Here is a 10,947-nt window from a genome sequence, read left to right on the forward strand (position 1 = left end):
CTTCCGGGTCCGTTCCCCCGGCCCCGCCCCCGCGCAGGGGCGGGCAGCCCTCCCCGGCGCGCCGGCGGGCGAGGTCGTCGGCCACTGGGTGGCCGGCAGCCGGGTGGCCGCCGCGCCGCTGTCGGCCGGGATGCGCCGGGTGATGCGGCCGGGCTCCCGGCTGATGCGGGCCCTGTTCCCCCGGCAGTCCGGCCTCGTGGCCGCCGCCGACCCGCCGGACGCCCTGGTCCCGAAGATGGACCGGGCCTCCGGGGCCGTCACCGCCGCACCGGAGCGGCCGACCCCGGCCGCCCTGGTGACCCCGCGCCACCTCGCCGAGGTCCTCCACCCCGGCGCGCCCCCGCCCGGCGAGGACCCGGTGGCCGAGCTGCCCACCTGCCGGGCGTTCACGATCAGCCTCCCGCAGGACGGCGTCGTCCCCGCCCCCGGCGGCCCCGACAGCACGGAGGCGGAGCGGTTCAAGGCCGGCCTGCGGGAGAACGTGCGCAGCGCGCGGGACGCCGACATCGGCGCGCGCGCCACCGCGCGCGAGGAGCTCGGGATCACCTCCACCACCCGGGCCGTCCTGGCCGGGCTGAGCGCGGACGCCACCGTGCCGCGCAGCGTGTTCTCCGACGTCCGGCTCCCGGGCCGGCTACGGCCGTTCGCCGAGCGGTTCCTGGAGGTCATGGCACATCCGGTGATCGACACCCCGGCCTACCAGTGGCTGCGGGACCTCTCGGTGGACGCCTTCGTGCCCAACCTGGGGCTGGTCCCGCCCAACTCGATCACCCTGCTCACCCCCGACCAGGAGTTCATCGAGGCGTACATGGTCGGCCTGAACCACGAGATGGCCCGCGAACTGCTCTGGCGTGAGTACCCCACCGACCTGCGGGGCACCCCGTTCCGCCAGTTCTGGGACCCGCGCGTGGACCTGCCCCGGCCCTGGGAGGACGAGGAGGAACGGCGCGAGCGGCTCTACGACATCGCGGAGATCGCCGAGTGGACCCCCGAGTCCGCCCTCGGCAGCCACGACCACCGGGACGAAACCACCCGCACCGCCCCGGACGAGGCCGCCCGGGACGAAACCGCCCAGGAGGAGGAGCTCGTCCTGGTGATCCGCGGCGACCTGCTGAAGAAGTACCCGACCGCCGCCGTCTACGCCCACCGCGCCGACTGGGCCCGCGACGACGACGGCGTCCCGCACCCCGAGGCGGAACGGGTGCTCGCCGAGGTCCCCGACGGGGACCGGCCGTCCCCCGAGCTGGTCCGCCTGCCGATCTACGAGGCCAAGGTCGAACCGGACATCACCCTGCTCGGCTTCGACCTCACCCCGACCGCCGCCCGCGGGGCGCGCCCCACGGACCCCGGCTGGTTCTTCGTCATCCAGGAACGCCCCGGCGACCCGCGCTTCGGCGCCGACGAGACCCCGTCGGGCCCCCTGGAGGTGTGGAACGACCTCGCCTGGAGCCACATCGACCCGCACGGCCGCCGCTTCGTCGAGCTCGACCCCGCCCGCGAGCTGCCGCTCGTGCGCCCCGACGGTTCCGAGGACGACGCGGAGAAGGAGGCCCAGCGCCGCGAGGACGCGCGACTGCCTCCCTGGTCCGGGCGGCTCAGCTCCGCCGACCTCGCCTACATGCTGTTCCAAGCACCGGTGCTGGTCGCCGTACACGCACAGGAGATGCTCCACGATGCCTGACCAGCTCAGCGACGCCTACCCGGTCCTGCTCGGGCCCGTCCGCGTCGAGACCCGGTTCACCGCCACCGACCTCCTGGTCCGCGTGTTCCCCGACGAATGGGCCGTCGACGCCGCGGAGGAACTGCCCAGCGAGGCCGAGTTCAGCGCCCTCACCGCCTATTGGACCGGGGTGTGGCGGGCGGCCGGCGACGCCGGCGCGGAACGGGTCGCCTGGCAGGAGTTCACCCGGCGGGTCGCGCCCGGCCGGGCCACCTGGCTCCGGGACACCCACCGTCCCGCCAACCCCGCCGACCGCCCGACCGGGCTGCCGGCACGGACCACCGCCCTGGTCGTCACGACCGCGGCCGCCCTGCCCGCCGCGGACCGCCAGCCCACCGTCACCTACTGGACCGCCGTGTGGCGGGCCCACGGGGACCGCGCCCGGCTCCGGGCGGCCGAGGCGGCCCTGCTCGCCGCCGTGGGCCCGGCCCGCGCCCGTACGGTCCGCGGCCGGCCGCCCGCCGGGATCGACGCGGCACCCCTGGTGTCCGACGACGGGGTGGTGGTCGCCTTCCTGGTCGTGCCGCGCCCCACGGCCCTCGCCGCCGACTCCTGGACCCGCGCGGCCAGGGCGCGGCTGCTGCCCGACCGCATCACCGTCCTCGGCTTCACGGGTGGCCGGCGGATGTTCTCCGTGACGGGCGCGCCGATCCCGGCCGAGCTGGCCGTCGGCCCCGACCCCGCCGCCGAGGACAAGCCGCGGGTGGACGAGGACAGCGGCGCGCTGCACGTGCCCGACCACCTGGCATGGCTCACCGACTTCGACGCCGCCGTCGCCGTGGGCATGGGCGTGCGCGTCCCCCTGGACGCGCACACCCGCGACGGGGTGGACCGGCTGATCGTCCTCGGGCTGCGCCGCGGCCAGGGGCCGCAGGACTCCGCCACCGCGCTCACCGCCCTGATCGACCGCCAGTTGCGCAGCCCCGCCGGCTTCGCCCTCGTCCCGCAGGGCACGCCGACCAACAACACCGAGGCCGCGCCGGCCGGCCAGGACCCGCACACCGAGGCCCTGGCCGGGCTCCGGACGGACCGGGGAGCGGCACCCGCCGCCCCCGCCGACTGGACGGCCCGCACCGACGGCCAGTGCCTCGCCGAACTGCTCGGCATCGACCCCGCCGCCCTGGCCGCGGTGCCCCACGCCGACGGCACCGACCAGCGCGACGCCCGCGCCGCCGACACCGCGCTGTGGCCCGCCACCTGGGGCGGCTTCCTGCGCACCGCCCTGCACCCGGTGGTGAGCGACCAGGACGCGGCACGCACCCGCGACTTCTTCCTGCGCCACGTCTCCGGCCGCGGCCCCGCCCCCGCCGTCCGCATCGGCCGGCAGCCGTACGGGATCCTGCCCACCACCGCCTTCAGCCGGCTCACCTGGCCGGCCGGCCCCACCGCGGCCCACCGCACCGCCCTGCACCACCTCCTCACGGCGGTCCGGGAGGACTGGCGGACCGCATCCGCCCGGGTCGCCCGGCTCGACGCCGGCAGCCCCGACCCGCACCAGCGGCTCCTGGACATCCTCGCCCTCCACCCGACCTCCGCCGAGCACCACCAGCGGTACGCCCGCAGCGTCGCCGACCTCTACAACCAGGAGAACCTCGCGGGACACGGCCCCGACGTGACCGCGGCCCTCACCGACCGGCTGCACCTGCCCCAGCCGCTGAACGCCCTCCTCGCCCGCCTCGGCTACGACACCCGGCCGCCGGGCGGGCCCGCCCGCCCCGAACCCGACCTGTTCCACCGCCTCTTCGAGGACACCGCCCGCCCGTTGCTCGGCCCCCTCGTCGACGACCGCCCCCTGTCCGAGACCGACCGGCTGCGCCCGTGCACCACACCGCCCGCGCCCGTGAACTACCTCCACTGGCTCGCCGCGGCGGGCCGCCGCGACCTGGACCGGGTCCGCCTGGAGGACGGCTTCGCCGCGGGCCCCCCGGCGGCCCTGCTGTACCTGCTCGCCCGGCACGCCGTCCTGCTCGGCTGGGAGGAGACCGGCCGGCGGCTCGCCGTCGCCGCCGGCCGGACGCCGGTCCCCCCGGTGGACCCGCCGTTCATCCACATCAGGACCCAGCGGCCCGGTGAGCCGGCCCCGCCCGCGAGCGAGAGCCGCTACCGGCAGCTGTACGCACCCGACCCCGCCGTCACCGGCAGCACCGACCCCCAGCGCCTGGTCCACCAGCACGTCCCCGGGATCCTCGGCACCCACCCGGCCACCGCCGAACTCGACGAACAGCTACGGGCCGTCGCCCTGTTGGGCGACCTGCCCACCGCGAAGCTGGAGCGGGTGCTCGCCGAACACCTCGACTGCGCCACGTACCGCTTCGACGCCTGGTGGCTGGGCCTGGCCAACGAGCGGCTGGCCGAGCTGCGGTACGGCCCCGACGGCACCGGCACCCCCACCCGGGGCCTGCACCTGGGCTGTTACGGCTGGCTGGAGGACGTACGCCCCCGGCGGGTGCCGCTGCCCCGGGTGCCGGTCCCCGCCGCTCTCACCCATGTCTTCGGCGAGGACCCGGTGCCCCACGATCCCGCCAACGGCGGCTACGTGCACGCCCCGTCGCCCGGACACGCCCGCACCGCCGCCGTCCTGCGGGCCGGGTACACGGCCAACGGATCGCAGGACCACGCCCGTTCCTTCGCGGTCAACCTCAGCTCCGAACGCGTCCGGACCGCCCTCGCCCTGCTCGACGGACTGCGCCAGGGCCAGTCGCTGGGCGCCCTGCTCGGCCACCGCTTCGAGCGCGGGCTGCACGAACGGCGCCCCGGCAGCCGGCCGGACGGGGTCGAGCTCGACAAGTTCCTGCCCGCCCTGCGCGCAGCCTTCCCCCTGCGGGCGGGCAAACTCTCCCCGGTGGTCCCCGGCCCGGGCGTCCCCCTCGACGTCGTGGAGGCCCGTAACGTCGTCGACGGCCTCGCCCTCGTCCAGCGCGCCACCCGCACCCCCGGCGGCGCCGGCTACCCCTTCGGTGCCGCTCACATGCCGCCGGCCACCCCCGACGAGGCCCTGGCCCTGGAGGACGAGGTGGGCCGGCTGCTCCAGCTCCACGACGCGCTCGGTGACCTTGCAGTCGCCGAGAGCGCCCACCAGGCCCTGCTCGGCAACACCGAACGCGCCTCGGTCACCCTCGACGCCTACGCCAAGGACGGCGTCCCGCCCGAACCCGCCGTCGTGGCCACCCCGCGCGGCGGCACCACCCTCACCCACCGCTTCGGCATCCAGCTCACCGCCGGGCTCCGGGCGGACCACCTGCCGCCGCTGTACTTCGGCGACAGCCCGCGCGCCAAGGCGGAACCGGCCGTCAACGCCTGGCTGCCGACCCTGCTTCCCGCGCAGCGGGACGTGGCCGCGCTCGTCACCTGGCCCGACCCGCTCGGCGGGCCGCCCCACGAGCGCGTCGTCACCCAGGCCGACCTGGGCCTGCAACCCATCGACCTGCTGTGGGCCGTCCGCCCCGGGGACCACACGGCCATGACGGACCTCGACGACCGGATCATCGGCGTGGTGACCCGCGAGGAACGCCCCCGCCCGGACGTCGCCCTCACCATCCGGTACACCCGACGGGTGCCGGACAAGCTCACCTTCTTCGAACTGTCCCCGCTCGTCGACGCGCTGCGCACGCTCTTCACCACCTCCCGCCCGCTGCGCCCCACCGACCTCCTGCCCGCCGCCGGCACCACCGCCGTCGACCGGTCCGCCGACGACGCCGTCGCCGTCTCCCGCGACCGGCTCGCCGCCGTCCACGGCGCCCTCACCGCCCTGCGCAGCCAGGTCGGCGAGCGGTTCACGGAGCTGAGCCGGCTCTACCCCGCCGCTCCCGCCCCGCCCCTGCGCGCCGAGGTGCTCGCCCGGATCGACGTCCTGCTCGCCGGGTACGCGCAACTGTGCACCACGGCGGGCGGCTTCGGCATGCCGCGCAGCGGCTGGGGCGAACTGACCACCTGGCGGCGGGAGGTGTACGCCGCGCTGCTGGCCGCGGTCGCCACGGCGGCCGGGCGCATGGACCGCTCGCTCGGCCAGGCCGACCAGCTCCTGCACGACGAGCACGAGCTGCCGCCCACCGCCCCCGACGAGGACCGCTTCCGTCTGCTGGAGACGGCGGAGCGGCTGCTGACGACCACGCCGACGACCCCCCGCCCGGACAGCCCCGCCGCGCTGCGCGCGACCGTCGCAAACCGGCGCACGGCCTTCACCGGCCGTCTCGCGGACCTCCGGAGCGTGGCCCGCACCGGCCAGCACACCCTCGGCGGCCTGCTCACCGAGATCCGCAGGTACCTGCCGCTGGACGCCTTCGACCCCGTCGGCCTGGACCTGACCCCGTTCGAGGACCGGATCGTGGACCAGGGACGGGAACTGCTCCGCCGCACCGAGGCGCTGGGCAAGGCCGTCGACGAGCGGGTCGGGCACGCCGACACCGCCCTCGGCACCTACGACGCCGCGCCGCCCGGCCCGGAACGGGTCCGGTGCGCCACCGACACCCTCAAGGCACTGCTGGGACCGGACGCCCTCGTCGTTCCCGAGTTCACCCCGACCGCGGCACTGGCCGGGGACTGGGACCGGGCCCGGGCGGACAGCGAGCGGCTCGTCGCCCACCTCACCGACGACTTCGGCCGGGACTTCCCCGTCGACGACTGGCTCCACGGCATCGCCCGCGTACGCGACAAGCCCCGGCTGTGGGAGAAGGCCGTGGTCCTCGCCGACGCACTGCGCGGTCCGGGCGGGCTGATGAGCGACATCGCCGGCACGTCCGACCCCGCCCTGACCCCCGTCCAGCTCCCCTACCGCCCCGGGGACACCTGGGCGGCCATGGAGTTCAAGGCCGGGGCCGGCCTCACCGAGGACCGGGTGCTGTTCACCGCCCACTACGCCCCGGCCCCGCCAGGCCTGCCCACCGCGCCCCGCTGCGGGCTGCTGTTCGACGAGTGGACCGAGGTCGTGCCGTCGGTGAGCGAGACCACGAGCATCGCCCTGCACTACGACGGCCCCGACTCGGAACCGCCGCAGGCCATGCTCCTGGTGGTGCCCCCGGCCCGTACCGGCACCTGGAACGAGGACGACCTCGTGGCCGCCGTCCAGGAGACCCTGGACCTCGCCGCCCTGCGGGCGGTCGAGCCCGACCACCTCGACGGCACGGCGTACGCCCATCTGCTCCCCGCCACCGTGCTCTCCGCGACCCGCCGGCCGATCACGATCAGCACCGATCTGGCACTCGGCAACCTGCGAGGGAAGACCCATGCCTGAACCGTCCGGCCCCGACCCGGCCGACCTCCGCATCGAGCGGCTGCGCGAGGCGCTCGACGACCGGCTCGCCCCCACCGTCGGCCTGTGGAACCGGCTCGAAGGCCGGCCCCGGACCACCGACTTCGGCCGCGCCCTGCGGGTGGAGGTCCGCGACCCGCTCTGGATGCTCACCCGGCAGTGGCAGCTCGGCGAGTTCCGGGCCGCCGACGCCGGCTCGCCCGTGACCGCCACCTACTCGGTCGTGGCCGCACCCACCACCCTCGTCCGCCCCGGTGAGCACGGCGCCACCGAGCGGTTCGGCCCCGACCGGCCCCTGGAGGCGGTGGCCGAACGCCGCGCGCTGCCCCTGGCCTTCGGCACCGAACGGATCGGCTTCGACCTGCGCCTGGCCATCGGCCGGCGCTGGCTCAAGCTCGTGGCCGGCAACCGCCTGGTCAACGCCGTCAACCTGAACGTACGCCGCCAGTACGTGGAACGCTATCCCGTCCCGCTGCCCGACCCGGAGGCCGAGGACGACGCCCCGCGCGTGGCGCACCCCGAGGTCTGGTCGGTCTTCCAGGCGGTCGCGGGTCGCCGGATGGACGGGTACGAGTTCTACCGCCAGCTCACCGCCGGCATGCCCGCCCACGAAGGCATCTCCGGGATCGGCGGCCTCCACCGCGACGAACTGGTCAAGCTGGGCAAGCGGCTGGTGAGCTGGTTCGACGACCTCATCGACCGCCCCGCCGGCCCAGGACCCCCAGGTGTTCCACCGCACGGTCTTCCCCGCGCCGGTCCGCTACTCCGGGATGCCCCTGCCCCGCTGGTGGGCCCTGGAGGACGGCCGGACCAACTTCGCCGCCGTCCGCCCCGACAGCACCGACCTCGCCCGGCTGATCTTCCTCGAATTCGCCCTGGTCTACAGCAACGACTGGTACCAGCTGCCCTGCGACCTGCCGGCGGGCACCCTGGCCACCGTCCAGGGCCTGACCGTGACCGACGTCTTCGGGGAACGGCTGTGGATCAGCCCCGCGGGGACCGGCCCGGACGTGACCTGGCAGGACTGGTCGATGTTCACCCTCAACACCCTCGGCGACACCGCCGAGGCGCCGCCCCCGGCCGGCCCCGCCGCCGTCCCCGGGCAGCCCACCGGCCCCGCGCCGGGCCTGCTGCTGCCGGGCAGCGTGCCGAAGGTCGCCGAAGGGCCCGTCCTGGAGGAGGTCGCGCTCGTCCGCGACGAGACGAGCAACCTCGTGTGGGGCATCGAGCAGACCGTCACCCTGGCCACCGGCGAGCCGCGCCGCGGCAGCGAGGCCGCCGCCGAACGCCTCGCCCACCTGCTCCGGCTGAACCCGCCCGCGCAGGAGCCCCCGGCCGCGGCCCCGGTGGCGTACAAGGTCATGAACGCGATCCCGGAGAACTGGATCCCGTTCATCCCCGTCCACGTGCCCGAACAGAACCGTGACATCCAGCTCCAGCGCGCCGCGCTGCTCAGCGTGCTGGGCGGCGACCGGGTCGTCACCCCGCGGACCTCGCTGCTGCGCGAGGGCCTGGACCAGGGCGACCGGTACTTCGTCAACGAGGAGGAGGTGCCGCCGACCGGCACCAAGCTCACCCTGTCGTACAACCGGACCCGGTGGACCGACGGCCGGGTGGCGCTCTGGCTGAGCGCCCGTCGCCGTACCGGCCGCGGCGAGGCGTCCAGCGGGCTCGCCTTCGACTTCCTGAAGGACACCACCACGCCACCGGCCCCGCCCCCACCCGGGAGCAGGTGAGGACGGGGCCGGCACGGTGCGGCGGGACGTCAGCAGTGCGGGACGGAGGTCTGGGCGCCCACCAGGGAGGAGTGCACGTAGCCGGTGCCGACCGGGCTGGAGACCCGGAACCAGCGGTTGGAGGCGTAGTTCGAGCTCGGCGGGTAGACCCACTGGCTGTCCAGCCAGCACTGCATGCTCACGCCGGTGCCGTTGACGAGGTACCCGTACGAGCCGCAGCCGGTGTTGGCGCAGCTGCGGACGTTGGCCCCGCCACTGTTGGACGAGATGTAGCTGCCGGCGGCGCCGGCCGTGGTGGCGCCGGCGAGGACCCCGGTCAGGGCCAGGCCCGCCGCGGCGGTGACCAGTCCGGTCCGGGTGCGCAGGGCGGTGGTGAAGCGTCGCATCGTCTTCTCTCCTCGGGTCGGTGGGGCGGTGCGTCGGTGCGGCGGCCGGGCCGCGGCACCGGCCGGGCCGGGCCGCCTGCCCGGCGTCGCCCCACCAGCAAGCCCCGCCGCAGCGGCCCGGCGGAAGGCCCGGGCCGCAGGCCGGACCGGCCCGTACGGCGCTCCGTACAACTCCGTACAGCCGGGGCCGGCCCTGAGCGGCCCTGACCGGCCCTGCCCGGGACGGCGACGGTCAGGTGCAGGGCGGCGCGTACGGCAGCCCGGGCAGCAGGGACGTCCACTCGGCGCGGGTGACCGGCGACCCGGCCCGGGCGCACACGTGCCGGGCGGCGTCCTCCGCGTCCGTGCTCCACAGCAGCGCGGCTGCCGCCGAGCCGCCGGCCGCCAGCGACCGCCCGTCCGGTCCGTAGGCGATGGCGTACCCCTTTCCGCCGAGGCCGCTCAGCACCGCCCGGGCACTCGGCCGGGCCCCGGCGCGGCCGAGGCCCGCGGTGTCCCAGAGCCAGACGGTGCTGTCGGTGCTGGCGGCGGCCAGGGTCCGGCCGTCGGGGGCGAAGGCGAGGGCGTACACGTAGCTGCTCGGTCCGGTCAGGGGAGGACCGGCGCTCTCCGGGAGCCCGTCGCCCGCCGGGCCGGTGAACCGCCACAGCCACACGTCCCGGTCGCCGGTGCCGGCGGCCAGCGTGCGTCCGTCGGGGCTGAAGGCCACCGACATCACATAGCCGCCCGGCCCGTGGAGGGTGGCCTCCGCCTGCGGAACACCGCCGTCCGAGGGCACCCGCCACACCAGCACCTGCTTGTCGACGGTGCCGGCGGCCAGCCGCCGCCCGTCCGGGCTGAACGCCACCGAGTAGACCATGTTGGTGGGTTCGGTCAGCTCGCCCGAGGCCCGGGGCCGGTCCGGGTCCCGCGTGTCCCACAGGCGTACGGTCCGGCCCTCGCTGCCCACCGCCAGGGTCCGGCCGTCCGGCGAGAACACGGCGGACTGTACGGTTCCGGTGCCGCCGGCGAGGGGTTCGCCCCGGGGCGCGGCCCGTTCGGGGCGGCTGGTGTCCCACAGCCACACCTTGCCCTCCCGCCCGCCGACCGCGAGGGTGCGGCCGTCGGGGGTGAACGCCACCGTGCCCGAGTAGCCCGTGGGGTTGGGCAGGGGCCGGCCCACCGGCCGGGGCAGCCACGGATCGCGGACGTCCCACAGGTGCACCTCGCGGGCGGCGACCGCGAGCAGGGTCCCGTCCGGGCTGTACGCCACCGCGTTGACCGTGCCCTGCATGCCGCGCAGGGGACGGGCGGGCAGGTGCCAGATCCGTACGGTGCCGTCGGCGGCGCCGCTGACCAGACCCTGCCCGTCGGGCCGGAACGCGAGCGAGGTCACCGGGCCCGGGTGCGGGAACACACCGGCCGGGGCGAGGGTGGCGGCGTCGTACAGCCGCACCTGGTTGTCGGCGCTGCCGGTGGCCAGCCAGCGGCCGTCCGCGCTGTGCGCGACCGCGTTGACGTAGCTGGCCGGGCCGTCCGCGGTGGCGGGGGCGCCGCCGAGCAGGTCCGGCGCGGGCGGCGGCCCGTCCTGCGGTCCCGGGACCGTCCACACCCGGGTGGAGCGGTCCTGGCTCCCGGCCGCGAGCCGGCGGCCGTCGGGCGTGAACGCCAGCGCGAACACGGGGCCGGCGGCACCGGTCAGCGGCTGCGGGTAGGGCGCGGGGCCGCCGCCGACGGTGGTGTCCCAGAGCCGGACCGTCCCGTCGGCCCCGCCGGCCGCGAGCAGGCCGCCGCCGGGCCGGTACGCGACCGAGTGCACGGGCCCGTCGAACCCGCCGAGCCGCTGCCCGCCACCGAAGCCGAGGCCGGGGGAGGGGG

General features: G+C 76.4%; 5 protein-coding genes and 1 pseudogene. 3 read left to right on the top strand and 3 right to left on the bottom strand.

Going from position 1 to position 10,947, the window contains the following annotated elements; genetic code table 11:
* Positions 1 to 1,681 (top strand): annotated as a pseudogene (locus EF918_RS37235) (hypothetical protein); the annotation flags it as partial.
* The gene (locus EF918_RS37240; RefSeq protein WP_185921919.1) at positions 1,674 to 6,950 is read left to right on the top strand and encodes a hypothetical protein; all 5,277 of its coding nucleotides are present in this window, start codon (positions 1,674 to 1,676) and stop codon (positions 6,948 to 6,950) included. The pseudogene EF918_RS37235 and the gene EF918_RS37240, both read left to right, overlap by 8 nt.
* On the opposite strand, the gene EF918_RS37745 is transcribed toward EF918_RS37240, so the two are convergent.
* Positions 6,901 to 7,707 carry a hypothetical protein gene (locus tag EF918_RS37745; RefSeq protein ID WP_221889753.1) on the bottom strand — a complete coding sequence of 269 codons (807 nt, stop codon included), beginning with the start codon at positions 7,705 to 7,707 and terminating at the stop codon, positions 6,901 to 6,903. The genes EF918_RS37240 and EF918_RS37745 overlap by 50 nt on opposite strands.
* Here EF918_RS37745 and EF918_RS37750 point away from each other — a divergent pair.
* Positions 7,694 to 8,704 (top strand): hypothetical protein, encoded by a 1,011-nt coding sequence (locus tag EF918_RS37750; RefSeq protein WP_221889754.1) that lies wholly within the window; start codon positions 7,694 to 7,696, stop codon positions 8,702 to 8,704. The genes EF918_RS37745 and EF918_RS37750 overlap by 14 nt on opposite strands.
* Before the next feature lie 29 nt (positions 8,705 to 8,733).
* Here EF918_RS37750 and EF918_RS25890 read toward each other — a convergent pair whose 3' ends face one another.
* Positions 8,734 to 9,090 (bottom strand): SH3 domain-containing protein, encoded by a 357-nt coding sequence (locus EF918_RS25890; RefSeq protein ID WP_125651038.1) that lies wholly within the window; start codon positions 9,088 to 9,090, stop codon positions 8,734 to 8,736.
* A 232-nt stretch (positions 9,091 to 9,322) separates the two neighbouring features.
* The coding region (locus EF918_RS25895; RefSeq protein WP_185921920.1) for a WD40 repeat domain-containing protein at positions 9,323 to 10,947 on the bottom strand (1,625 nt) is incomplete at its 5' end.

Source organism: Streptomyces sp. WAC06614 (genome assembly GCF_003949795.1).
Lineage (GTDB): Bacteria > Actinomycetota > Actinomycetes > Streptomycetales > Streptomycetaceae > Streptomyces.